Here is a 23,953-nt window from a genome sequence, read left to right as displayed (position 1 = left end):
ATGTCTGACTACCTGCTGCAAATGAACGGCATCGTCAAATCCTTTGGCGGTGTGAAAGCGCTCAACGGCATCGATATCACAGTGAAGCCCGGCGAGTGCGTCGGCCTGTGCGGCGAGAACGGCGCGGGCAAGTCCACGTTGATGAAAGTCCTGTCGGCGGTCTATCCCTACGGCACTTGGGAGGGCGAGATTCTGTGGGACGGCCAACCGCTCAAGGCACAATCGATCAGCGAAACGGAAGCGGCCGGGATCGTCATCATCCATCAGGAACTGACGCTGGTCCCGGACCTGTCGGTGGCCGAAAACATCTTCATGGGTCACGAGCTGACGCTCCCCGGCGGGCGCATGAATTATCCGGCCATGATCCACCGCGCCGAGTCGCTGATGCGTGAACTCAAAGTGCCTGACATGAACGTGGCACTGCCGGTTTCCCAATATGGCGGCGGCTACCAGCAACTGGTGGAAATCGCCAAGGCACTGAACAAGAAGGCGCGCCTGTTGATTCTCGATGAGCCCTCCTCGGCCCTGACCCGTTCCGAAATCGAGGTGCTGCTGAACATCATTCGCGAGCTGAAGGCTAAAGGGGTCGCGTGCGTGTACATCTCGCACAAGCTCGATGAAGTGGCCGCCGTGTGCGACACCATCTCAGTCATCCGCGACGGCAAACATATTGCAACCACCGCAATGGCGGACATGGACATTGCGAAGATCATCACCCAGATGGTCGGACGCGAAATGAGCAACCTCTATCCCACCGAGCCGCATGATGTCGGCGAGGTGATCTTCGAAGCGCGGCATATCACCTGCTATGACGTCGATAATCCCGGGCGCAAGCGGGTCGACGACGTATCGTTCGTCCTCAGGCGCGGGGAAATCCTCGGCATCGCCGGGCTGGTGGGCGCGGGCCGTACCGAACTGGTGTCAGCCCTGTTCGGCGCCTATCCCGGTCGGTACACCGGTGAAGTGTGGCTCAATGGCCAGGCTATCGACACGCGCACGCCGCTCAAATCGATACGCGCCGGTCTGTGCATGGTCCCCGAAGACCGCAAGCGCCAGGGCATCATTCAGGACTTGGGCGTTGGCCAGAACATCACCCTCGCGGTCCTCGACAGTTACTCGAACATGACCCGCATCGACGCCGAGGCAGAGCTGGGCACTATCGACCGGGAAATCTCGCGCATGCACCTCAAGACGGCCAGCCCGTTTTTGCCGATCACCAGCCTGTCCGGTGGCAATCAGCAGAAAGCCGTGCTGGCGAAGATGCTGCTGACCCGCCCGCGCGTCCTGATTCTCGACGAGCCCACCCGCGGCGTCGATGTCGGTGCCAAGTATGAGATCTACAAGCTGATGGGCGCGCTGGCAGCCGAGGGCGTGTCGATCATCATGGTGTCTTCGGAGCTGGCTGAAGTGCTGGGCGTGTCCGACCGCGTGCTGGTGATTGGCGACGGTCAGTTGCGCGGCGACTTCATCAACCATGAACTGACTCAGGAGCAGGTGCTTGCCGCTGCACTCAGCCACTCCGATGCCCCTCACAATAATGCCCGGAAGACCGCGTAGATGAACCAGGTCAAACAGTTCTTTACCCGCTACAAAATGCTCGCGCTGGTGATTGCCATCGCCGTTATCTGGCTGTTCTTCAGCTGGCAGACCGAGGGCGGCTTCCTGACGCCGCGCAACTTGTCCAACCTGCTGCGACAGATGTCCATTACCGGGATTCTGGCCTGCGGCATGGTGCTGGTGATCATCAGCGGCGAGATTGACCTGTCGGTGGGCTCATTGCTTGGCCTGCTCGGTGGCCTGGCGGCGATTCTGGATGTGGTTTACCACGTGCCGCTGCTGGCAAACCTGAGCGTGGTCGCCCTGTGCGGCCTGCTGATAGGCCTGGCCAACGGCTACATGACCGCCTACCTGCGGATCCCCTCGTTCATCGTCGGGCTGGGTGGCATGCTGGCGTTTCGCGGCGTTCTGCTGGGGATCACCGGCGGCACGACCATCGCTCCGGTGTCGCCGTCGCTGGTCTATATCGGCCAGGGTTATCTGCCGCATGCGGTGGGCACCGGGCTCGGTATTCTGCTGCTGGCGCTGACGCTGGTCCTGACCTGGAAACAACGGCGCAACAGAGCGCTGCACGGGCTGGCGGCACATTCGCTGATTCGTGATGTGTTGCGTGTGGTGTTGATCGGCGCGGTGCTGGGCGGCTTTGTCTATGTGCTCAACAGCTACGACGGAATCCCCGTTCCGGTGTTGCTGTTGCTGGTCCTGCTCGGCGTGTTCAGTTATGTCACCACCCAGACGGTGTTCGGGCGCCGTGTCTACGCCGTCGGCAGCAACATGGAAGCCACGCGCCTGTCCGGCATCAACGTACAGGCCGTGAAGCTGTGGATTTTCGGCATCATGGGCGTGATGTGTGCGTTCGCCGGGCTGGTCAACACCGCACGCCTGGCCGCCGGCTCACCCTCGGCCGGCAACATGGGCGAACTCGACGCCATCGCTGCATGCTTCATCGGCGGTACGTCCATGCGTGGCGGTTCAGGCACTGTCTACGGTGCCCTGCTCGGCGCACTGGTCATCACCAGTCTCGACAACGGCATGTCGATGCTCGATGTCGACAGCTACTGGCAGATGATCGTCAAGGGCGGGATCCTGGTGCTGGCAGTGTGGGTGGACGTGAGTACCCGCGCCGGGCGGCGCTGATCGCTGCCCGACACGCAAGCTGACAGCGCCCGATCAAGCCGGTCTGGCCGCTATCGCTTCGACCTCGATCAACGCGCCGGGCAATGGCAGCGCTACCACCTGCAACGCCGTGCGCGCGGGTTTGAGAGGTTGTTCCGGCGTGCCGAAAAATTGCGTGTAACCAGCCTGCAACCCTGCAAAATCCAGCTTGCCGGCGGTTTCCTCGGCACCGACCAGAAATACCCGCAACTGTACGATATCGCCCAGATCGAGGTCCTGTTGCTGAAGGATTCTGCGCAGTTTGTTGAATACCGAAACGGTCTGTACTTCGGTGTTGCCATAGGCTGCCGGCGTACCCGCCGGAGCATGCGGGTCGGCGAGGTCAGGCAAGGTGCCGCTGACGAATACCAGGCTGGTCGAGGCTGGCACTGTCACGGTTTGCGAGATCGGAAAATCGCCGACGCTGGTGCGTTGAATGCTGTCGCTCATGGTGTCTCTCTTTCAATGGATATTCAGGAATAAGGGTTACGTAAAACGCGGGGCTCGTGCAGTTGCACGTCATGACGCGGCAAGGGTCGAAATCTGCCGCGCTTGCGTCACTCGCTCGGCCAGTTGCGCCACCACATGTCGCGCCGAGTTGGCCGCTGACTCCTGCCAGATGCCGACTCCGCTTTGCACCAGCCCGTCACCGGCGAAGTACACACGACCGTGGGGCTCGTCCAGCAACGCACTGGCAGCGGCAGGGAAATGTTCGCGTTGCAACCAAGGGCCTTCGCTGTAAGGGATCTGCTCCCAGGACACGGCCAGCGGGTTGCGCAGCTGCCGCGAATACCCCGGGTGCAGCAGCTCTACCGCTTCTCTGGAAGTGGCGTATTGTGTGTCGAAGGGTTTCGCACCGAACGCATCGGCCCCCTCCCCTGTGACATAACCCGCCACAAGCAGGCCTTGTCGGGTGTTCAAGTCGTTGCTGGGATACCACAACAGACGCGCCGGATGGTCGATCCAGGACAACCCGCCGTAGATGCGGTAGTCGGTTTCCCAAAAACGCGGAGATTGCCAGGCCACCTTGGTCGCCTGATCGTTGCGGGTGCTGAGCAAGGCCGCCTTGACCGGGTCACTGAAATCGGTGTCCAGTCTGGCCAGCAAGGGCAGTGGCAGGGTTGACACCAGATAGTCGGCGCGCACCACATGCTCGCGACCGCTGTATTTGTCGTGATAGGTAACTGCCACGCCGTCTTCCAGTTGACGAATCTGCCGTACCTGCGCGTCCAGTTGCACCTGGTCGGTGAGGCGCTGGTAAAAGGCGTCGGTGATCCGGTCCATGCCACCGACCGGTTGAAACATGGTCGCGGAAAACTCGGGAAACTCGGTGTGCAGCAGCGCGCCCCATAATTCGGGGTGCAGCAAGCGATCCAGCGCCACCGGTTGCGCACTGCTCGGCAAGGCTCCCGGATGAGAAAGCGACGTTTGGTGCCCGGAGCGCAGGCTGCCCTCGTAAGCCAGCTCCTGCGAAAGGTCGCCATATACCTGCAAGAACGCCAGCAGCCGCTGACGCTCTTCGCCGCTCAACACATCGTCCAGCGCGTCGCGCTGCACCGCCTTGGCCAGCAAACCGGAAAGATGGCCGCGGGCGTCATTGATCGCCTGGCCGACAGTGAACGCGGGTCGTTGCAGGTCCGGGCGTACCTGAGCTCCATGGCTGCTGTTGACCAGTACTTCAAGCGGCACACCCAGTTCACTGCAGTAGTCGAGCAGCGTCCGATGCTGGCTGGGAATGCGCGCCGGACCGGCATTGAAATACACGCCTGAATCGAAGCTTGCGGTCTGTGAGCGGCCGTCCTTGTAATCCACCCGATCGCCGTTGCGCAGCGTCCAGTTACGGCCACCCACTCGATCACGGGCTTCCAGCACTTGCACGGCAAAACCTGCGCGCTTCAGCTCCAGTGCCGTGACCAGCCCGGCAACGCCTGCCCCCAGCACCAGCACGCGAGTGCCCTGCCCCAGACCGTCGCCGAGTTTCAGAGGCTGTGGCCGTCGATGCGATGAAGGCCCCAGCCCCAGTACCGCAAGCGCATCCTTGACGGCGGTCTCGCCGCCCACGGCAGCGATACTGGAAAGCGCTTCACGTCGTGTCAGTCCCATATCGTTTGCTCCCTTCAACGCTTCAGTCCGGCAAGCCGGGCGGATTGATCAGCGACTTGTCGACGCGTTCCACGTCCAGCCCCCAACGTTTGAGTACCTGCTCGTACTGGCCGCCGGCAATCGCCCCTTCCAGGGCGGTGTGAATCGGCTTGACCAGGCCGTTGTCCTTGCGCGTGGTCACGGCGATATCCGCCTGCAGCGGCCAACCGCCGTTGACCGTGCCTACCCGCTTGATGCCGCCAGTAATCGCGGCCGAATAGGCATATATCGAATTGGGCCCGAACAGCGCATCACTGCGACCCGACTGAATGGCAAGCTGTGCGGCCGCCTGATCATCGAAGTACTGCAACAGCGCAGGCTTGAGACCGGCCTTTTCGTTTGCTTCGTTCCACGCCAGCAGAACCTTTTCCTGATTGGTGCCGGAGCCGACGATGATTTTCAACCCGGCAATGTCCGACGCCTGTTTTATCTCGCTGATTTTGCTGTTGGTTTTTACGTAGAAGCCCAGTACGTCCTGACGGTAAGTGGCGAAATCGAAGCGTTTCTTGCGTGCTTCCGTGACCGTGACGTTGCTGATCACCGCGTCGTATTTCCCCGAACTGACGCCCAGTGGCCAGTCCTCCCAACTGGTTTGCACCACGTTCAATTGCAGGCCCAGGCTGTCCGCTACCAGTTGCGCGGTATCGGCCTCGCTGCCAATAGTGGTCTTGTCATCATTGGCCAGCAGCGCCAACGGCGGCCCCGCAACACCGGAGACGGCCACGGTGAACTTGCCAGGCTGGGCGAACTTGAAGCCCGCCGGGATCTGTGCGATGGCCGCCTCGTTACGCGGCACATGAATGCGTGGCCGGTCGGGACTCAGATCGACCGGTTGCGCGGTCGACGCCAACGTATTGTGGGCGACGCTGACGGCTAGGGTCAGCAAGGCCACACGGGCGCTATTGATGAACATCAGTGGTCACTCCTTGATAGCGGGAAAGTCATAGCACCTTGCCGAGAAAGGCAGCCGTGCGAGGATGTCGAGGTTGGCGGAACACCTGCTCCGGCGGCCCTTGCTCGATCAATCGGCCCTCGCAGAGAAACACGACATGGTCTGCCACCTCACGGGCAAAGCCGATTTCATGAGTGACCACCACCAGCGTGACGCCCAGTTGCGTCAGGCCCTTGATGACGTCCAGCACCTCGCCGACCAGTTCAGGATCAAGGGCTGAGGTGGGCTCATCGAACAGCAGGACCTTGGGGTCCAGCGCAAGCGCACGGGCGATGGCGACACGCTGTTGCTGACCACCGGAAAGCTGGCGCGGGTAAGCATCTGTCTTGTCTGCCAGACCTACCCTGGCCAGCAGTTCATTTGCCCTGACCCGGGCCTCGGACTTGCTCCAGCGTTTGTGGGCCAGAGGCGCTTCGGCGATGTTTTCCCAGGCAGTGAGGTGTGCGAACAGATTGAAGTTCTGGAACACGAAGCCGACGTCGATCCGCTGCTTGAGGATCTCGCGCTCCTTGAGTTCATAGAGCAGGTCGCCCTTGCGACGATAACCAACGTAATCACCGTCGATGGTGATGTACCCGCTGTCGATCTTTTCCAGGTGGTTGATGGTGCGCAGCAGCGTGGACTTGCCGGAACCGGAAGGACCGAGTATCACCGTGACCTTGCCCGGTTCGATGCTCAGGTCGATGTCCTTTAGCACCTGCTGGCTGCCAAAGCGCTTGCCCACGCCCTGGATCTGAATGCGCCCTGCGCGCACTGGCGTGGAGGCCTCACTCATGGTGCTTCTCCCCGGACACGCTGCCCTTGAGCCAACCGCGCAGGCGCTGCAAGGGTGTCGGCGGCAGTACACGTGCCGAGCCTCGGGCAAAATGGCGTTCGACGTAATACTGGGCACTGGTCAGCACCGTAGTGATAATCAGGTACCAGACGGTGGCCACGATCAGCAGCGGAATCACTGCCTGGGTACGGTTGTAGATGACCTGCACGGTGTAGAACAGCTCTGGCAAGGCCAGCACGTAAACAATGGATGTTCCCTTGACCAGTCCGATGATCTCGTTGAAGCCTGAAGGCAGAATCGAGCGCAACGCCTGGGGCAGAATGATCCGGAAAATCCGCCGCGACACAGGCAGGCCAAGTGCCGCAGCAGCTTCATGCTGACCGGCATCGACACCGATCAGCCCACCGCGAATGATTTCTGCGGTATAGGCCGACTGCATCAGACTCAAGCCCAGTACCGCAACGGTAAACTGGCTGAGCACGTCCACCGTCGACCACTCGGCAAAGACCAGTTGGGTGAACGGCACCCCCAGCACAATGTGGTCGTACAGGTAGGCGAAGTTGTAGAGGATGATCAACACCAGCAGCGCAGGCATCGAGCGGAAAAACCAGATGTAGCCCCAGGCCAGTGCCGCCAGCAGCGGCGAGCCCGACAGGCGCGCCAACGCCAGCGCCGTGCCGAGAATGATGCTGAACAGCGTGCTGAGCAACGTCAACAGAAGCGTCTGCGCAAGGCCGCGCAGCACCGATGGAGAGAAGAACCACTGGCCGAAGACGCCCCACTCCCAACGCGGGTTGGTCGCCAGCGAGTGCACAATGGCCAGCAGCACCAGCGCTGCGAATATCGACCCGAACCAGCGACCGGGATGCCGGGCGGGAACGACCTGCAAGGCCTTTATCGGCGGGGGTGCTACGCGGCTCTGAGGAAGTGGATAATGACTGGGCTCATCAATGAAGTCATAGGGTTTGGCGACAATGGGCATGGTGGTTCCTCGCACGCAATATTGAGTTGTCAGGTGCTGGCCTTAAAAGGCGTAAGTCAGCCGGGTGTAGTAGTAGCCGCCAGTGAAACCGTAGGGCGAATAGGTGCCGTAGCTGCTGACCATGGTGCTGCTGGGAATCCCCTGCTTTTTGGGATAGACGTCGAACAGGTTCTTGGCTCCGATGGCGACATTGAGGTTTTTGCTGAGGTTGTAGCCAAGGTCCAGATCGGTGATCCATTTGGCGCCGTACACCCGGTCCAGATCACGATTGGCTGAGGAATTGACCTCCTTGTAAGCGCCGTAGCGGGTCAGCGCCAGATTCAGGTTGAAGCGCTCGATACTCCAGTCACCGCCCAGAATCAGCTTGGTGCGCGGCTGCACACCGGTGATCAGGTTGCGCGCTTCGCGGTCCATCAGTTCATAGGACGTACCGAGAATCGAGGTGGACTCCTTGTAGCCAAGGATCTTTGTCTGGTTCCAGTTGAACGCCGCCGTCCACTTCAGTGATCCGTACGGCCCCAGTTCCTGACTGTAATTGCTGACCAGATCCAGCCCCTTGGTACGGGTGTCGGCACCGTTGATGAAGTACTGGCCACCCGACGTCGAGTCGATGCCATTGTTGAGCAGCACCTGCGTGACCTCATTGCCCAGCAAGGTGCCGGTCAGGGTGATGCGGTCACGCAGATTGATGACGTAGGCGTCGGCGGTCAGCGTGAGGCGGTCGGTCGGTGTGAGCGTGAAACCGAGGCTGAAGTTGGTCGAGCGCTCCGGTTTAAGGTCCTCGGCACCCAGCGCTTTCGCAGCCCCGGACCCCGTTGGCAACACGCCGTAGTTGATGGACTGATAGACCCCGTCCACCACGCCATACGTGGTCGAGCGCGCACTGAACAGACTGTTGGCCAGAGACGGCGCACGGAAACCATTGCTGACGGTGGCGCGTATAGCGAATTGGCGAGTGAAATCGTAACGCGTGGTCAGTTTGCCGCTGCGGGTCGCACCCACGCCCTGATTGTAATGCTCGTAGCGAAATGCGCTGCCAACGTACCAGTCCGGTACAGGGTTGAAGCCCACGTCGACATAACTGGCGACACTGTTACGCGACGCGCTGCTTTCTTCGTCAGGGGAAATACCGTTGGTGACTTGCGCTCCGGAAGACGCGCAGTTGCCCGGCGTAATGCAGTAGCCGCCATTGGCATAGGATTCATAGTCACCGGCCTGCACCTCATACGTCTCACGCCGATGCTCGAGGCCATAGGACAAATCCAGGGGCTTTTGCAGGCCGATGTCGAAGCCGCGCTTGAAGTCCAGATTGGTGGTCAGTTCGGTGGAGATCCACGTACCGGAAGTAAAGCGATTGGGCGTGTCTTCACCCAGGGACGGGTTCTGATTGTGCGTGGTGCCCTGCTCGGCTTCGTTGCGTCCGTAGGTGCTGGAAAGATCCCAATCCCATTCGCCGACGGTGCCTTTGCCGCCAAATGCGGCCTGGAAATCGTCTTCATCGATGTACCAGGTCGGTGTGTATCCCGCCGGGTATCCGTTAGGCCCGGTGGTAATGGTATTGGTGATGGTCGGCAGACGAAAATTTTGCCCCTGCTCGGCTTTACGACGTGAATACGTGGTGAAGGAATACAGGCTCAGGCTGTCATCGATGGGCAGTTCGGCGTTGTACCCCAGGGTCAGCAGATTAGTCTTTGGCGTGCCGTAGCCGCCATACGTGGACTTGCCCGCCAGGTCATAGGCCTGCTCGTAACTGTAACCATTGGCGCTGGCCTTGTTGTCATCATTCTGGCTGCGGGCGTCCAGCGCCAGTTGCACAATGCCCCCGTCGCCAATCTCGAAACCCTTGTTGAGGCTTTGCTGCACAGTCTGCTTCTTGCCGTCATAGCCGAGCCCGGCGTTGCTCACCGAGGTACCGCTGGTGTCAGCCTTGAGAATGACGTTAATGACCCCTGCAATCGCATCGGAACCGTATTGGGCCGCTGCACCATCGCGCAGGACTTCAACATGGTCGATGGCGCTGATGGGGATCAGGTCCAGGTCCGCAGGGGCAGCCCCGGTGTTAATACCGTTGATGTTCAGGGTGGCACTGGTGTGACGACGCTTGCCATTGACCAGCACCAACACTTCGGCGGCGCTCAAGCCACGCAAGTTGGGCGCACGGGCAATGCCGCTGGCATCCCAGCCGGTTTTTTCCGGCAGGGTCAGCGATGGAATTACTGCACTCAGGGCTTCCATCAGTCCGGGTTTGCCGGTGCTCTGTAGTTGTCTGGCGCTGACCACATCGATCGGTACCGGGCTGCTGGTGACCGTGCGTTGCTCGGCACCGCGATTACCGGTGACCACCACAGTGGACAAGGTACGCGGGTCGTCGGTGTTGTTTTCCTGGGCTCTTATGGTCCCTGACAGCAACACGCCCCCTATCGCCAACGCCAATGGGCAGTAGCCCATTGCAGCAGTCGATACCCGGGCACGTTGTAAGGCTTGTTTCATACCCACTCCAGACATGGCTGTCATAGCAGCCACACATCCAAATCGCGAAATCGGACATTCCCGCTGTCTTGAGGACGGCGCGGCATGCAAGGTTTTAAAAGTGATCAACGACATGCAGGAAAGCCTGCGGCCGGGTTTGGCACTTAGCGGTCTGAACGAACTAGCTGTGAGGCGAACAGTCGGTGCGCAGCAGTGGCAAGGCGACGCGCCTGTCAATGACAGGGCGAGAGAAGTAAAGGCAATGGCAGGATTGAACAGGCAACATACGTTGAACTCCCTTCCAACGATTCTGCACCGGGGTCAGCGTTGCAGCGCCCCTGTCACACCGTGCAGTCTGGCGGCATGACACACAGAATCTTGATTAAGATTGGTACCATCCGAGGTAAGGGGTAGGCTGTTGAAACCAAACATAACGGAATCAATTTCTAAAATATAATTCTATTTGGTCATAAGCTAATATTATTATTTCTGATCTAGATTAAATTTAATTATTCAAAAATAACATTTTCTGTACGCGCAATTCTCCAGCGTTATCAGGTCATGGAGGTTCAAATATCCGCCGTCTCTCTCCGAGCCTGATCAGCACCAGGCACGCAGCCTCACGGGCAATGCCCCTTGAAGGCACTATGTGTATTTCTAGATTTAACCAGGGGCACTCTATTACCAGGGGCACTCTATTAACTGCAGATATCGACCGTGGAAATACCCAGTTCTGATCGGATCATAAACGGCGAAAATCCTCGGCACGCAGTCCAAACCGACTCATTTTGTTGTACAAACCGCCCCTTGAAACGTTCAACTGTCGGGCAGCCAGACGGATGTTGCCTCGGGTGTTTTCGAGAGCAGCCACAATTGCGTGCATTTCATGGGTGCCAAGGTCTCTGGCCGTCATTGGCGCTGGCAAGTGCTCCGATACCGACTGGCTGGTGCGCTGCCTGATTTCAAGAGGCAAATCGCCAGTCTGGACTAACTCACCCAAAGCCAGATTGGCTGCGCGCTCAATGGTATTTTCAAGCTCCCGCACATTGCCCGGCCAGCTGTAAGCCGCCAGCAGCTCCAACGCTTGCGTCGAAAAGCCCTGCACCGACTTGCGCAGTGAATGGCCACAACGAGCAAGAAAATGCCGAGCCAGAAGTACGATATCTTCCTGGCGCATACGCAGCGGCGGCACGGTCAGGTTCAGCACATTCAGCCGGTAATACAAGTCCTCGCGAAAGGCGCCTTCGGCCACCGCCTGCCCCAGGTTGCGGTGAGTGGCTGCGACGATGCGTACATCCACCTGGCGCGAGCTTTTCGCTCCGACCCGGGTCACTTCTCCCTCCTGTAAAACCCGCAACAGGCTGATCTGAGCATCGAAGGACATATCGCCGATCTCATCAAGGAATATAGTCCCGCCATCGGCCAGTTCGAACTTGCCCGCCGAACCACCTCGAGCCGCACCTGTAAATGCGCCCTCGACATGGCCGAACAACTCGCTTTGCACCAGATCCCGGGGAATGGCACCGCAATTGACGGCCACAAAAGGCCCACCACCGCGGTCACTGGCGTTGTGGATCGCCTGGGCGAACAATTCCTTGCCGGTGCCACTTTCGCCAAGAATCAACGTTGTGGAATCGCTTCGACTGGCAATCCGTGCCAGGTGCAACGCGTCCTCCATGGCCCGGGAACGGCCCTGAATTGTCTCGAACGTGTAGCGGGCCTGAGTGCCTACGATTCGCCGCGTGATCTCCCGAATACGACGGTTCTCCCGCAACGACACCACACGCCCGCCCTGCTCCAGCGGGCACACAGAAACCAGGCAGGACAGCTGGCTGAAATCATGCAGCTCGAAAATGCAATCCAGATCCCGCAGCCCTTCGCCGCCGTGCGTCAGAATCTGTTCGCTCAAGTCACTGCGACCCAGGCGCTGGAACGGGCTGCCCAGCGCATCCAGATCGACTCGAAAGAGTTGCCGGGCATAACGATTGAGTGCCTTGATACAGCCTCGCTCGTCCAGCACTACCAGGCCTTCATTGAGCACTTCGAGCACAGTCTTCTGTTGTTCCAGCAGCGCCTGTAGCACCATCTGCCGCGAAACGGCCTCCGCCGCGGCCTGGACGGTGCCCAGGGTATGAAAGTGGAACCAGCCCGGCTCGGCGGTCAGAGTCAGCAGCGCCAGCGTCTGTCCCTGCGCATTGCGGATAGGGGCCGCTGCACAATGCATTCGTCGCTGACGCAGACCTTTACCGAAGTTTTCTTCAGCCAATACATACACCAGAGCATCTTCAGCCAGCGCCAGCCCCGTGCAGTTAGTGCCCTGCACGGACTCCAGCAAGCGCGTCCCTACCGGCGTAATGTCCAGGCCGCAAAAATACAGGGTGGTGCCTTCGACGTCAGTAAGGTTGATATGGCCCCGTGGGTTATAGGCGAGCAAGCCGTGCATTACCTGAGCAGCGGCCGCAATCAACCCTCGGTTGGCCGCCAGAGTGGCTGCCAGTGCCTGCGGGTCGATGAACCTGTAGTCGCCGTCCTCAGGGTCCACACCACCTGCAACGCTACGGCCCCAAGAGTCCCAGATCACCTTGCGAACCGATGACGGACGCTGGTCGAGGCCGTCCAGGCGCGCCTGCCAGGCTTGCTCCAGTTCAGGAATGGGCCCGGCATTGAGTGCAACGGTCCCCAATGATGTGAGGTAGTCGAGGTCTTCTGCGCTGAAGGTCATGGACTTTGGAGACATTGACGGCACCCATGTTCATATTTTCGACATGTCAGTATAGACATGTCGAAAATATGAACACTTTTTTATGATTAATAGTAAAAAACCATTTAATATCAATTAGTTACTTAATGGCACAACCCTTGCTACTTCGGTTGTACCCGGTCTGTTCACTGCCGGGAAATAATCGAAAAATAATGACAAGGGGTTATTTCATGAGCAAAAAAATCCTCCGCCTGGGGCTGATCGGGGCTGGTCGCATGGGCAGCTTTCACGGGCAGACTGCTGCCCATCACATCCCTGGTGCCTGCCTGGCAGCCATCGCAGACCCCACACTGGGACAGGCGTCGCGGCTTGCCGTGGAGTTGGGTGTGGACCGGGTCTACACCGACCCTCAGCAATTGCTGGACGATCCCGACATAGACGGCGTATTGATTGCCGCTCCTGCGCGCAGCCACGCGGAACTGGTCACGAGCGCGGCACGGGCTGGCAAGGGCGTCTTTTGCGAGAAGCCCATGGCAATCACTCTGGAGGAAGCCGATCGCGCGATCGCTGCAGCCGCCGAGGCAGGCGTCCCCTTGCAGGTTGGTTTCAACCGTCGCTTCGCCAGGAGCTTTCGCACAGCTCATCTGAACGTAGTCGAGGGACGCATAGGTACACCACAACTGTTGCGCTCGCTGACCCGCGACCCGGCGCTGAATAACCCGTCGGCCTCACCGCAATGGGTGGTTTTTCTGGAAACCCTGATTCACGATTTCGACACACTACGTTACCTGAACCCTGGGGCGGAGGCAGTCAGCGTATTCGTCATGGCTGATGCGCTGATTGCCCCGGATTACCGGAGCAATGGTTTTCTGGACACCGCCGTGGTGGTGATCCGTTTCGATAACGGCGCCATTGCTACAGCAGAAGCCAGCTTCCAGGCTGTCTACGGTTACGATGTCCGGGGAGAAGTGTTCGGCAGTGCTGGCATGCTGACCATGGGCAACGTCAATGACTCCGACCTGACCCGGTACCTGGCCAATGGCACACAGACAGACACCCGGCGACTGGACACCGACCTGCTGCGCGATGCGTATGTCGCTGAACTCAATCATTTTGTCGATTGCCTGCGCACCGGAGCCAAACCCATTGCCAGCGGCGAAGATGCCCGAGCAGCACTGGCCATTGCCAGCGCCTGCATCGAATCCTTCCAGCAAGGCCTGCCGGTAGCGGTATCACGGGGATTCGGCGCATGAGCTTCATACCATTCACATTAGCGGTCAGCGCCGAGATGGTCTTTCTGGAGTTGCCGTTCACCGATCGTGTCAGACGTATCCACGAGTTGGGCTTCAGCGTCGAGATATGGAGCTGGGCCAATAAAGACATAGCAGCCCTGGTCGCGACCGGAGCGAATTTCACATCCATGACCGGCTACACGCGCGGCAATCTGACCGATCACGATGCAATCCAGCAACTGCTCCACAGCGCCCGCGAATCGCTGGAGGTTGCTGCGCAGCTCGATTGCCCGAGTCTGAACCTGCATGGCACAGGGCTGGACGACAAGGGCTTGCCGGTCAAGCCAGTCGCCCACCTCGATGGGCGCATGTGGTTGAGCGCTTGTAGAACGCTGGAAAAACTCGCTCGCCTCGGGGAAGACGCAGGCCGGGTCTTTCTGCTGGAGAACCTGAACACTGAAGTGGATCACCCCGGCACACCCTTCGCCCGCGCCCAGGACACATTGGCCTTGATAGAGGCTGTGGGCAGCCTGCATTTGAAGATGAACCTTGACCTTTACCACGCCCAGATTGGTGAAGGAAACCTGATCGAACTTATCCAGCGCTCCGGAAACGCTATCGGAGAAATCCAGGTGGCCGATGTCCCCGGCCGCAAGGAGCCTGGTACAGGTGAGATTCATTATCCGGCCATTGCCAGAGCCCTGTTCGAGATGGGCTTCACCGGCGTGGTCGGGCTTGAGGGCTGGGCCAGCAGCAACAGTGAAACGGCACTTGAGCGCTTCAAGAAAGCCTTCACGCTGGATTGAAAATGCACCTGGAAGCGTTCTGGAGATGCGCGCGAAATTTTTCGCGAAAGATCGCAATAGCGTCAATTTATAACAACAAAAGGAACTCTCTCATGCCTCTCTGCAAACTGCTCATTGCTGCATTCCTGGTGGTGTCCAGCCAATGGGCTGCCGCCAGCTACCGCATCGGCGTCACGATCGCCCGGGTCGATGACAACTTCATGACCTATGTTCGCAGTGGCCTGGAAGAAGCCGCCAGGAAAGATGGCGTTCAGGTCCAGTTCGAAGATGCTCAAAGTGATGTGGTTCGCCAGATCAATCAAGTTCAGGGTTTTCTGAGTCAGAAAGTTGATGCCGTCATCGTCTTGCCCGTGGACACCGCTGCCACGGCCAACATGACGCGCGCTGCGGTCGAGGCAAAGGTACCGCTGGTCTACGTCAATCGCCATCCGGATGAGCGCGTCTTACCCAAGGGGGTGACGACGGTAGCGTCCAATGACATCGAGGCCGGACAACTGCAGATGCGCTACTTGGCAGACAGGATGGGAGGCAAGGGCACTATCGCCCTCATCATGGGCGACCTGGCGCAAAACTCGACACACGACCGTAGCGAAGGTGTCAAACAAGTGCTCAAGGAGTATCCCGGCATAACCATCGTCGAGCAGCAGTCAGCTGAATGGCAACGCAACAAAGGCATGGACCTGACCAGCAACTGGTTGCTGGCAGGCAGGTCCTTTGATGCAATCGTGGCCAATAACGACGAGATGGCCATAGGTGCCGCCATGGCGCTGCAGCAGGCGGGTAAAGCCAAGGGTGAAGTCGCCATCGTAGGCATAGACGGTTTGCCGGATGGCCTGGCGGCAATCAAGCGCGGAATACTCGCAGCTTCGGTATTCCAGGACCCGAAAGCTCAGGCGAGCATGGCGCTGCAGTCGGCCATCAAGATGATCAAAGGCGAGCCGGTCGATGCGGACATCTGGGTGCCCTTTCAACTGATCACGCCGGAACAGGTGACCGTGTTCGAGCAGCACTATAAATAGGATTCACTCCGTGCTGAAAGCAGTGTGCCGAGTTTCAGATCAGTCGTATCGACGGCAGACCGGCGAAATCATGGTCGCTCACAAGAATCTTAAAGCTCCGTTCAGTAACGGGCGGAGCGACTTTCTGCAGCCCGCTGTTGAACAGCATCGAGAGTCAATCAGATGACCACTGACCGTCCATGTTGAGGCGGGTCGTGCATTACTGAGCTGCGCTCAAGGATTCATTCTGAAAACTCGGGTTATCAGCCGGCCCCCTGTGTCATAGGCTCACGCAATGAACTGTCCAGCCAAACGGCTTCCTCACCCAGTGCACTCTCGATGAAAGATTTGCAACGCAAAGGAATCAGCAGCCCCGACTTCAGACCTGCACACTGCGAATGGAGACCTTGATGCCCCCTAGAACCCCCGCTGCGCCAGACGCTGGAATAGCAATATCCCGACGACAAGTGCTTATCGGCACTGCAGGTACTGCAGTTACAGCGGTATTGGCAAAAGGCGATGACACGCAAGCGGCTGCCAGGAAGCAGTCAGCACCGAAAAGTCCGCCTGGCAGTCATGTGACGTTCACACTCAACGGTCGACGCGTTGCTCTGGATGTCGACAACCGCACCACTCTTCTGGACGTCCTTCGCGAAAGACTTCATTTGAATGGCACCAAAAAAGGCTGTGATCACGGCCAGTGTGGTGCCTGTACGGTGATCGTGGAAGGCAGACGAATCAACTCATGCCTTACCCTTGCAGTCATGCACGAGGGCGACAGCATCACCACCATCGAAGGGCTCGGCACGCCGGACAACCTGCACCCGATGCAATCGGCGTTTATCAAACATGATGGCTATCAATGCGGTTATTGCACGCCTGGCCAGATTTGCTCCGCAGTGGCGATGCTTGAAGAGATAAAAGCCGGCGTACCCAGCCACGCAAGCGGCGATTTGATTGACGGCAGCAGTGTTACCGCGGTTGAGATACGGGAACGCATGAGTGGCAATATCTGCAGATGCGGCGCCTATTCCAACATCGTCGAAGCCATTCAAGAAGTAGCCGGAGTTGACGCATGAGATCCTTCACCTACGAACGCGTGACCTCTCTACAACAGGCAGTCAACGCCGCCGCCGATAATCCGGGCGCCCGATTCATCGCCGGTGGTACCAATTTGCTCGATCTGATGAAACTGGAAATCGAGACCCCTCAGCATCTGATCGATGTAAACGGACTGAGACTCGACAAGATATCCGCCACCGAGGACGGAGGGATAAGGATAGGCGCAATGGTACGTAACACCGACCTGGCAGCTGCGCCTGAGGTTCGTCGTGACTACGCAGTCCTTTCCAGAGCGCTGCTCGCGGGAGCGTCAGGGCAACTGCGCAACAAAGCCACAACGGCAGGCAATCTGTTGCAACGCACCCGGTGTGCATATTTTACGACACCCATCAGCCTTGCAACAAACGGCGTCCGGGTGCCGGTTGCCCCGCAATGGGGGGCGCCAGTCGGCAGCAAGCGATCATCGGCGTCAGCGATGCCTGCATTGCCAGCCATCCCAGTGACATGGCCGTGGCAATGCGGGTATTGGGCGCGAAGGTCGAAACCCTTGCTCCAAACGGTCAGACCAGGACGATTGATCTGGCTGACCTTTACAGCGCTCACGGGGACACTCCACATATCGAGAACGTCCTGAGTGCCGCCGAGTTGATTACCGCCGTGACGTTGCCTAAGCCCGTGGGAGGCAAGCATATTTACTACAAGGTTCGCGACCGCGCCTCTTACGCGTTTGCGCTGGTGTCTGTTGCAGCGATCGTAATGCCGGACCGGACTGGCCAGCTTGCCCTGGGGGGCGTGGCCTATAAACCCTGGCGAAGTGAAGAGGCTGAAGCCTCTCTTCCTGAAGGGGCGAATGCAGTCGCAACGCGCTTGCTCGCCGGCGCCCATCCTACCGCGCAGAATGCCTTCAAAATCAAACTGGCGGAACGGACTATCGGTCTTGCTCTTTCCAGCGCGTCTTCCTAAGCAAATCAACGGCATTGTACGGCTGCGGTCGATGACAAGGATTAAGCCTCATGAAGTTTGACACGCCTGCGAGCACAAACCCCATCGATCAACTGAAAGTGATTGGTCAACCCAGAGTTCGCCTTGAAGGAAAACTGAAAACCACCGGCACGGCGACGTATGCTTACGAACAACAAGCGGCTGTCAGCCCTCCTGCCTACGGGTATGTCGTAGGCTCATCAATCGGCAAGGGGCGGATCTCTTCAATCGATTCGAGTGAAGCGCGCCAGGCCAGCGGCGTCATCGCAATCGTCACCCATGAGAATGCCGGTCACTTGGACAGGGGCGAATTCTACGTCGACCGTGCGCTTGCCGGCCCGAAGGTCGATCACTATCACCAGGCAGTGGCAATCGTCGTTGCACAGACGTTTGAACAAGCCAGGGCCGCATCGGCATTGCTCCGGATCTACTACGCAAGAGAGCCTGGCGCCTATAGCCTGGCCGCGCAGCGAGAGTCCGCCAAGACACCCGCGCCGGGTGCGTTCGGCCCTCCTCCGCATACCGCAATCGGGGATTTCGAAGGCGCGTTCAAGAGCGCTGCGTTCAAACTCGAAGGCCATTACACCACCCCGGATCATGCCCACGCGATGATGGAACCTCATGCGACCATTGCTCAGTGGCAGGGAGACAAACTGACGCTGTGGACATCCATTCAGCAGATGAACTGGGGTGTCCGAGACCTGGCTAAGACCCTGGGTATATCCAGAGACAACATTCACCTGATATCGCCCTATATCGGCGGCGGTTTCGGCGGTAAAGGTACCATCCTGTGCGACGCGGTCCTGGCCTCTCTGGCAGCCAGAGAAGCCGGGTGCCCGGTAAAAGTTGCACTCCCTCGCCCGCTGATGTTCAACAACCTCACCCACAGACCCGCGACGATTCAATGCATACGGCTCGGCGCCAATGCGGACGGCACGCTCACTGCAATCGGTCACGAGAGTTGGTCGGGCAACCTGCGTGGTGGTCGAACTGAAGCCGCTACTGCATCCACCCGCACGTTGTACGCCGGCGCAAACCGTATGACGCGCCTGTATCTGGCCGAACTTGATCTGGCTGAAGGCAGCGCCATGCGAGCGCCCGGCGAGGCGCCGGGCATGATGGCGCTGGAAATTGCCATGGACGAAATGGCCGAGAAGCTGGGTATGGACCCTGTAAAGTTTCGCGTCATCAACGACACCCAGGTAGACCCTGAACAGCCGGACCGCCGTTTTTCTCAGCGTCAGTTGATTGAGTGCCTGAACACTGGAGCCGATCACTTTGGCTGGAACCAGCGTAATCCCGAACCCGGCAAGGAACTGCATGACGGCTGGTGGATCGGCGTAGGGATGGCGTCCGCGATTCGAGGCGCCCCGACGACAAAGTCTGCCGCTCGCGTGCGACTTGATCGCAAAGGCATCATCACGGTCGAAACGGACATGACCGACATTGGAACAGGCTCTTACACAATCATTGCCCAGACGGCTGCAGAAATGATGGGCGTCGACCTGGACAAGGTGAATGTCCACCTGGGAGATTCACGCTTCCCGGAGTCTTCCGGTTCAGGCGGACAATGGGGAGCGGCCTCATCCACGGCGGGCGTGTACGCGGCCTGCGTGAAACTCAGGGACGCCATTGCCACCAGGCTCGGGCTTGATCCGGCAAAAACCGAATTCGTCGATGGTCAGGTTCGCGAAGGATTAAAAAGCATGCTATTGGCACACGCGGCGATGGACCGCGACATAGTGGCGGAAGACGCCATGGAGTTCGGCGACCTGGCAAAAGAGTATGTCCAGCAGACCTTTGGCGCTCATTTCGTCGAGGTTGGGGTAAATGCCGCCACTGCGGAAATTCGCATTCGCCGCCAGCTTGCGGTGTGCGCAGCCGGCAGGATACTCAATCCCAAAACAGCGCGCAGCCAGATCATCGGAGGCATGACCATGGGCGCAGGTGCCGCGCTCACGGAAGAAATGATTGTGGACCATCGCCTGGGTTTTTTTGTGAATCACGATCTGGCTGGCTACGAAGTGCCGGTGCACGCCGACATTCCCCACCAGGAAGTCATCTTTCTGGATGAGGTAGACCCCTATGCCACGCCTCTCAAGGCTAAAGGTGTCGGCGAGCTCGGTATTTCCGGAGCGGCAGCGGCGATTGCTAACGCTGTTTATAACGCTACCGGCGTAAGGGTTCGCGATTACCCGATTACACTCGATAAGCTCATTGACCATTTGCCCACTCTGGGCTGATCTTAATCTCTGCTCACTGGTCTGGGAGTCATCAATGCAGCTAAGCCGCACGAACCTGGCAGATATTGTTTATTTCCTCGCCATCGCTCGGCATCAAAGCTTCAGAAAGGCTGGTCTTGAGGTGGGTATCAGTGCATCAGCGCTGAGCCATGCAATGAAAGGACTTGAAACCCGGCTTGGCATTCGGCTACTCAATCGCACCACCCGAAGCGTCACGCTCACGGCGGCTGGCGAAGAGTTGCAGGGGCTGATCAGCTCTCCGGTCAATGACATCGGACAAGCCTTGGAGACCCTCAATCGACTGCGCGACGAACCCGCCGGGCGTATCCGGCTGAACGTCTTGAGCGACGGTGCCAAACTGCTTCTGGGCCCCGTTCTACCGGTGTTTGTCGATCGCTATCCAGACATTGAGGTAGACCTCACCGTGACCAACCGAATGGTCGATATCATCGGCGACGGACACGATGCAGGAATCCGCTTCGGTGGCACGGTTCCCGCAGACATGATCGCTCAACGACTGTCTCCCGATGTCGCCTGGGCCGTTGTCGGGGCACCTGATTACCTCAAGCGGTTCGGCATCCCGAAACACCCGTCCGATCTGTACCAGCATCGTTGCCTGCGCATACGCCTGGGTAATGCACGTATTTATCACTGGCAATTTTCCAAAGAGGGCCAGCAGTTGGAGATTGACGCGCCCGGGGCCGTCACCATCGATGAAACGCGCGTCGGAGTAGCGATGACGATGCGCGGCGTCGGCTTGATGTACGTTCCGGCATGGGTCGTCGAACGACAGATCGCGGAGGGCTCCCTGCACAGGGTTCTGGAAGACTGGACTCACCACGACCCGGGTTTCCACATATATTACTCAAGCTTCAGACAGCTTCCCGTAGGGCTTCGCCTGCTGATTGATCTGATCCGCGAACTTCAACCTATGGGGCCACTGCCTTAGCGACTCTGGCGCTCCTGCCGCTTGGCGAAAACATCTCCGAATACCGGCACCGCGGAAAATGCATTAGGCCAGCCAGCGTAGAAAGCGAGATGTGACAACAACTCGGAGGCCTCGGTGTTCGCCAGGCCATTGTCTATCGCACGATTGAGGTGGTAACCGATCTGAGCAACCTGACCATTTGCCACCAGCGTAGTGACAGTGATCAGACTACGGTCTCTGGGGGCAAGACCTGGGCGCAGCCATAGATCATTGAATAACGCGCTGGTGGTGTATTGCACCAGCCCCGGCGAAACCGGACCGACGGACTGGTCGACACTCGCTACGCGTGCATCTTCTGCGACCTGATCAATAGGCAGCAGAACGGTAGACACCGGCGCCAGTCGCTCAGAGGTTACGCCGTTCCTGTCAAAGACTTCCCTGGCAATCGGCGCTGCTCCTGCGGCATTACCCCACCCTGAATAAAACGCAAGATGGTTGATTGTTTCGGACAACTCCAAAGGCGTCACGCCATTCTTCAGCGCCAGATCGAGATGGGCGGCAAGCTCCGCTGTCTGACCTCGGGCGATCAGGACAGCCACAGTCGCCAGGCTACGGTCACGGGGCGATAACGCTGAACGCTTCCATACCTCCCCCATAAGCAAAGTGTCGGCGTTGTGCGCCATTACCGGTGAAACGGCGTGGATATCGACTGCAGTTGGCACGTGAGAAGTCTCCCTGATGATCGCATCCCTTCAGTTGGCGCATCTGTAGCCCCCTGCTGGGTGAGTTGAGTCGCAGCCAACCTAACGCAAGGCGTTGAACTCAACTACCGGTAGCTCGGTTCATGTACCGATGAGCAGTACTCAGCAATCAACAATAAAGACACCTGCCGCGCGAGACTGCCGCATCAACCTGACACATCCCGCAATCTGTTATGGCGCATGCCCCCTCAGCATTTCTTTTTCTACAGCCCCCCTACCATGGTGCCAGAAACTGTCCTCCTCCCTGCCTATCATGGGTCGGCAAGGTAAGCCCCAGGCTGCGGTTTTGAAACCACTGCATGGATATTCCCGCGCCCGCCCATTCCAGACCGATCAAGAGGTATCAATATGAAAGCCGTTCAGTTCAACGAATATGGTGGCACCGACGTATTGAGAATCGTGGATACGGCGCCACCGCACGCTGGCCCGGGACAAGTGCGTATTAAAGTGCAAGCTGTCGGCGTTAACCCCATCGATTGGAAGTTGCGTGCCGGGTATGTCCGCGACTTCATGCCCGTTACGTTTCCGGCCGGTGTTGGCTGTGAGGCTGCAGGCATCATTGATCAAATTGGTGATGGCGTTTCAGGCTGTGCGATCGGCGATAGCGTGTTTGGCTACGGACAAAATACTCTGGCAGAACAGGCGGTATTGAGGAGCTGGGCGCATGTACCGCACACCATGCCGATCGAGGTGGCAGGTGGTTTACCGGTCATCATAGAAACCGCCACCCGTATTCTCGATCATGTCGATATCAAGGCCGGCGAGACGCTGCTGATAACCGGAGCGGCTGGTGGCGTCGGGTCCGCCGCAATCCAGCTGGCACGGCATCGCGGCGCAATTGTGATAGGTACAGCACGCGCCTCCAAACACGACTATATCCGCAGCTTGGGGGCTATGCCGACCACCTACGAGCCTGGCTTGGCGGCAAGGTTGGATAAGTTGGCACCTGCAGGCGTAGCTGCAGCACTTGATCTTGCAGGGGCCGGCACGCTAGCTGAATTGGTTGCGATCGTCGGCAATGCCACCCGAGTTGTATCCATTTCTGATGTCACAGCCCATGAGCATGGTGTGGTCTTTTCCGCAAAATCGCTCGAACATCCCGAGAAGGCTTTCGCTGAGGCCGCACGCCTGTATGAAATGGGAGCGCTGCATTTGCATATTGAGCATGCCTTCCCGATTGACCAGATTGCCACAGCACAGGAAATCAGTGCCGCGGGCCGTGTCACCGGCAAGCTCATCGTCACGATTCCGTGATCAGAACGACGGTCACGGGCTGTATCGATGGCTGCGACAGGTTTAGATTATCTGTTTCAGCAGTTGCAACAGGTCTGTCGCTCGGTAAAGGGCGAAAACCTGGTGGCACGGTGGTCATCGAGAGGTGCGGAAATGGCAAGAAGTGACCGTTTGTTTGAACTGATGCAAGTCCTGCGTCGACATCGCAGAACCGTATCGGGGCGGACACTCGCGCAAGAGCTGGGGGTGTCACTTCGTACCATACGCCGGGACATAGCGACTTTACAGGGCATGGGTGCCGATATTGAGGGTGAGCCTGGGCTGGGCTATGTGCTCAAGCCTGGGTTCCTTCTTCCCCCGCTCTCGTTTACAGAGGAAGAAATACAGGCGCTGGTCGTCGGCGCCTTATGGGTCGGTCGTCATACGGATGACAAGTTTGCCTTCGCTGTAAAAAACGCATTGGGCAAGATCAACGCTGTCTTGCCTCCGGGTATGCGCACGGCCTTCGACGATGAGACCTTTTACGTAAGCAGCCCGGTAACGGGCTCTACACCGATTGACCTGAGCGAGATTCGTCGTGCCCTGCGAGAACAGTGCAAGCTACGCATCACGTTATCAATGGATCATGTGCCTGTGGCCGAGCACATTATCTGGCCGATCATGTTGGGTTTTATTGAAACCCACCGCTCTCTGGCAGCATGGTGCGAGGCGGACAGCCAGTTCCGGATGATAGACCTGAATAACGTATCGCATGTTGAGGTGCTTGCAGAGCGCTATTCCCGCAATCGCCGTCAGTTGATCAGGGAATGGCGCACGTTGAATATTCTGCCGTGTAACACCCGCGGCGAGACGTGCCCGTCATAACCGTGAGGTTTGCCGGCACCGCTTAAAAATTGTCTGCCGTACCTTCAAATATGGCAGGGGCGACCGATATCAACATATTGCTATGTTTACGTACCACTGACGTACCTCCACA

At 58.6% G+C, this 23,953-nt stretch carries 18 protein-coding genes and 1 pseudogene; 11 read left to right on the top strand and 8 right to left on the bottom strand.

Annotation, left to right across the window (positions count from 1 at the left end; genetic code table 11):
• Together xylG and JOE29_RS10695 are read left to right on the top strand one after the other, a co-directional pair.
• Positions 1 to 1,557 (top strand): D-xylose ABC transporter ATP-binding protein, encoded by a 1,557-nt coding sequence (xylG, locus tag JOE29_RS10700; protein WP_210079473.1) that lies wholly within the window; start codon positions 1 to 3, stop codon positions 1,555 to 1,557.
• Complete coding sequence (locus JOE29_RS10695) at positions 1,558 to 2,694, top strand: sugar ABC transporter permease (protein ID WP_024691939.1); 1,137 nt, start codon at positions 1,558 to 1,560, stop codon at positions 2,692 to 2,694.
• 33 nt (positions 2,695 to 2,727) lie between these two features.
• Here JOE29_RS10695 and JOE29_RS10690 read toward each other — a convergent pair whose 3' ends face one another.
• The 7 genes from JOE29_RS10690 to JOE29_RS10660 form a co-directional block, all read right to left on the bottom strand.
• A complete protein-coding gene (locus JOE29_RS10690) occupies positions 2,728 to 3,162 on the bottom strand; it encodes a RidA family protein (RefSeq protein ID WP_003318564.1) in 435 nt (144 codons plus the stop codon).
• A 69-nt stretch (positions 3,163 to 3,231) separates the two neighbouring features.
• Positions 3,232 to 4,815 (bottom strand): FAD-dependent oxidoreductase, encoded by a 1,584-nt coding sequence (locus tag JOE29_RS10685; RefSeq protein ID WP_210079472.1) that lies wholly within the window; start codon positions 4,813 to 4,815, stop codon positions 3,232 to 3,234.
• A gap of 22 nt (positions 4,816 to 4,837) precedes the next feature.
• Complete coding sequence (locus JOE29_RS10680) at positions 4,838 to 5,767, bottom strand: ABC transporter substrate-binding protein (RefSeq protein WP_024684344.1); 930 nt, start codon at positions 5,765 to 5,767, stop codon at positions 4,838 to 4,840.
• A 28-nt stretch (positions 5,768 to 5,795) separates the two neighbouring features.
• Positions 5,796 to 6,581: an amino acid ABC transporter ATP-binding protein gene (locus tag JOE29_RS10675; RefSeq protein WP_103362272.1), complete on the bottom strand. Its 786-nt coding sequence runs from the start codon at positions 6,579 to 6,581 to the stop codon at positions 5,796 to 5,798.
• Positions 6,574 to 7,563, bottom strand: coding sequence for an amino acid ABC transporter permease (locus tag JOE29_RS10670; protein ID WP_063313998.1), 990 nt, complete (start codon positions 7,561 to 7,563; stop codon positions 6,574 to 6,576). The genes JOE29_RS10675 and JOE29_RS10670 overlap by 8 nt, the downstream gene beginning before the upstream one ends.
• A gap of 42 nt (positions 7,564 to 7,605) precedes the next feature.
• A complete protein-coding gene (locus tag JOE29_RS10665; RefSeq protein WP_210079471.1) occupies positions 7,606 to 10,053 on the bottom strand; it encodes a TonB-dependent receptor in 2,448 nt (815 codons plus the stop codon).
• Between the two features lie 721 nt (positions 10,054 to 10,774).
• Entirely contained in the window at positions 10,775 to 12,769 is a 1,995-nt protein-coding gene (locus JOE29_RS10660) for a sigma 54-interacting transcriptional regulator (RefSeq protein ID WP_210079470.1), read from the bottom strand.
• 194 nt (positions 12,770 to 12,963) lie between these two features.
• Between JOE29_RS10660 and JOE29_RS10655 the strand changes: the two genes are divergently transcribed.
• From JOE29_RS10655 to JOE29_RS10625, 7 genes and pseudogenes are all read left to right on the top strand, one after another.
• Entirely contained in the window at positions 12,964 to 13,986 is a 1,023-nt protein-coding gene (locus JOE29_RS10655) for a Gfo/Idh/MocA family oxidoreductase (RefSeq protein ID WP_210079469.1), read from the top strand.
• Positions 13,983 to 14,771 carry a TIM barrel protein gene (locus JOE29_RS10650; RefSeq protein WP_024682519.1) on the top strand — a complete coding sequence of 263 codons (789 nt, stop codon included), beginning with the start codon at positions 13,983 to 13,985 and terminating at the stop codon, positions 14,769 to 14,771. Before JOE29_RS10655 ends, JOE29_RS10650 begins: the two co-directional genes overlap by 4 nt.
• A gap of 92 nt (positions 14,772 to 14,863) precedes the next feature.
• Positions 14,864 to 15,790 carry a sugar ABC transporter substrate-binding protein gene (locus JOE29_RS10645; RefSeq protein WP_058446567.1) on the top strand — a complete coding sequence of 309 codons (927 nt, stop codon included), beginning with the start codon at positions 14,864 to 14,866 and terminating at the stop codon, positions 15,788 to 15,790.
• Positions 15,791 to 16,179: 389 nt separating this feature from the next.
• Positions 16,180 to 16,848: an aldehyde dehydrogenase iron-sulfur subunit PaoA gene (gene paoA / locus JOE29_RS10640; protein WP_103362509.1), complete on the top strand. Its 669-nt coding sequence runs from the start codon at positions 16,180 to 16,182 to the stop codon at positions 16,846 to 16,848.
• Positions 16,845 to 17,794 (top strand): annotated as a pseudogene (locus tag JOE29_RS10635) (xanthine dehydrogenase family protein subunit M). The gene paoA and the pseudogene JOE29_RS10635 overlap by 4 nt, the downstream one beginning before the upstream one ends.
• Before the next feature lie 50 nt (positions 17,795 to 17,844).
• The gene (paoC, locus tag JOE29_RS10630) at positions 17,845 to 20,055 is read left to right on the top strand and encodes an aldehyde oxidoreductase molybdenum-binding subunit PaoC (protein ID WP_210079468.1); all 2,211 of its coding nucleotides are present in this window, start codon (positions 17,845 to 17,847) and stop codon (positions 20,053 to 20,055) included.
• Between the two features lie 34 nt (positions 20,056 to 20,089).
• Positions 20,090 to 21,004 (top strand): LysR family transcriptional regulator, encoded by a 915-nt coding sequence (locus JOE29_RS10625; protein WP_003426387.1) that lies wholly within the window; start codon positions 20,090 to 20,092, stop codon positions 21,002 to 21,004.
• Here JOE29_RS10625 and JOE29_RS10620 read toward each other — a convergent pair.
• Complete coding sequence (locus JOE29_RS10620; protein ID WP_232924233.1) at positions 21,001 to 21,666, bottom strand: carboxymuconolactone decarboxylase family protein; 666 nt, start codon at positions 21,664 to 21,666, stop codon at positions 21,001 to 21,003. The two genes, JOE29_RS10625 and JOE29_RS10620, sit on opposite strands and share 4 nt — an antisense overlap.
• A gap of 426 nt (positions 21,667 to 22,092) precedes the next feature.
• On the opposite strand from JOE29_RS10620, the gene JOE29_RS10615 reads away from it, so the two are divergent.
• Positions 22,093 to 22,998, top strand: a complete 906-nt coding sequence (locus JOE29_RS10615) for an NADP-dependent oxidoreductase (protein WP_044313055.1) — start codon at positions 22,093 to 22,095, stop codon at positions 22,996 to 22,998.
• Between the two features lie 132 nt (positions 22,999 to 23,130).
• Complete coding sequence (locus tag JOE29_RS10610) at positions 23,131 to 23,841, top strand: YafY family protein (RefSeq protein ID WP_003429698.1); 711 nt, start codon at positions 23,131 to 23,133, stop codon at positions 23,839 to 23,841.
• The last annotated feature ends 112 nt before the right edge of the window (positions 23,842 to 23,953 follow it).

It is taken from the genome of Pseudomonas sp. PvP009, from assembly GCF_017832995.1.
Lineage (GTDB): Bacteria > Pseudomonadota > Gammaproteobacteria > Pseudomonadales > Pseudomonadaceae > Aquipseudomonas > Aquipseudomonas syringae.
Note: the sequence above shows the minus strand (reverse complement) of the source record. Positions and strands in the feature narration are given on the sequence as shown.

What these genes read in the sequence shown, in the direction of transcription:
- xylG (WP_210079473.1), top strand. Translation starts at nt 1, where the DNA reads ATGTCTGACTACCTGCTGCAAATGAACGGCATCGTCAAATCCTTTGGC.
- JOE29_RS10695 (WP_024691939.1), top strand. Translation starts at nt 1,558, where the DNA reads ATGAACCAGGTCAAACAGTTCTTTACCCGCTACAAAATGCTCGCGCTG.
- JOE29_RS10690 (WP_003318564.1), bottom strand. Translation starts at nt 3,162, where the DNA reads ATGAGCGACAGCATTCAACGCACCAGCGTCGGCGATTTTCCGATCTCG.
- JOE29_RS10685 (WP_210079472.1), bottom strand. Translation starts at nt 4,815, where the DNA reads ATGGGACTGACACGACGTGAAGCGCTTTCCAGTATCGCTGCCGTGGGC.
- JOE29_RS10680 (WP_024684344.1), bottom strand. Translation starts at nt 5,767, where the DNA reads ATGTTCATCAATAGCGCCCGTGTGGCCTTGCTGACCCTAGCCGTCAGC.
- JOE29_RS10675 (WP_103362272.1), bottom strand. Translation starts at nt 6,581, where the DNA reads ATGAGTGAGGCCTCCACGCCAGTGCGCGCAGGGCGCATTCAGATCCAG.
- JOE29_RS10670 (WP_063313998.1), bottom strand. Translation starts at nt 7,563, where the DNA reads ATGCCCATTGTCGCCAAACCCTATGACTTCATTGATGAGCCCAGTCAT.
- JOE29_RS10665 (WP_210079471.1), bottom strand. Translation starts at nt 10,053, where the DNA reads ATGAAACAAGCCTTACAACGTGCCCGGGTATCGACTGCTGCAATGGGC.
- JOE29_RS10660 (WP_210079470.1), bottom strand. Translation starts at nt 12,769, where the DNA reads ATGTCTCCAAAGTCCATGACCTTCAGCGCAGAAGACCTCGACTACCTC.
- JOE29_RS10655 (WP_210079469.1), top strand. Translation starts at nt 12,964, where the DNA reads ATGAGCAAAAAAATCCTCCGCCTGGGGCTGATCGGGGCTGGTCGCATG.
- JOE29_RS10650 (WP_024682519.1), top strand. Translation starts at nt 13,983, where the DNA reads ATGAGCTTCATACCATTCACATTAGCGGTCAGCGCCGAGATGGTCTTT.
- JOE29_RS10645 (WP_058446567.1), top strand. Translation starts at nt 14,864, where the DNA reads ATGCCTCTCTGCAAACTGCTCATTGCTGCATTCCTGGTGGTGTCCAGC.
- paoA (WP_103362509.1), top strand. Translation starts at nt 16,180, where the DNA reads ATGCCCCCTAGAACCCCCGCTGCGCCAGACGCTGGAATAGCAATATCC.
- paoC (WP_210079468.1), top strand. Translation starts at nt 17,845, where the DNA reads ATGAAGTTTGACACGCCTGCGAGCACAAACCCCATCGATCAACTGAAA.
- JOE29_RS10625 (WP_003426387.1), top strand. Translation starts at nt 20,090, where the DNA reads ATGCAGCTAAGCCGCACGAACCTGGCAGATATTGTTTATTTCCTCGCC.
- JOE29_RS10620 (WP_232924233.1), bottom strand. Translation starts at nt 21,666, where the DNA reads ATGGCGCACAACGCCGACACTTTGCTTATGGGGGAGGTATGGAAGCGT.
- JOE29_RS10615 (WP_044313055.1), top strand. Translation starts at nt 22,093, where the DNA reads ATGAAAGCCGTTCAGTTCAACGAATATGGTGGCACCGACGTATTGAGA.
- JOE29_RS10610 (WP_003429698.1), top strand. Translation starts at nt 23,131, where the DNA reads ATGGCAAGAAGTGACCGTTTGTTTGAACTGATGCAAGTCCTGCGTCGA.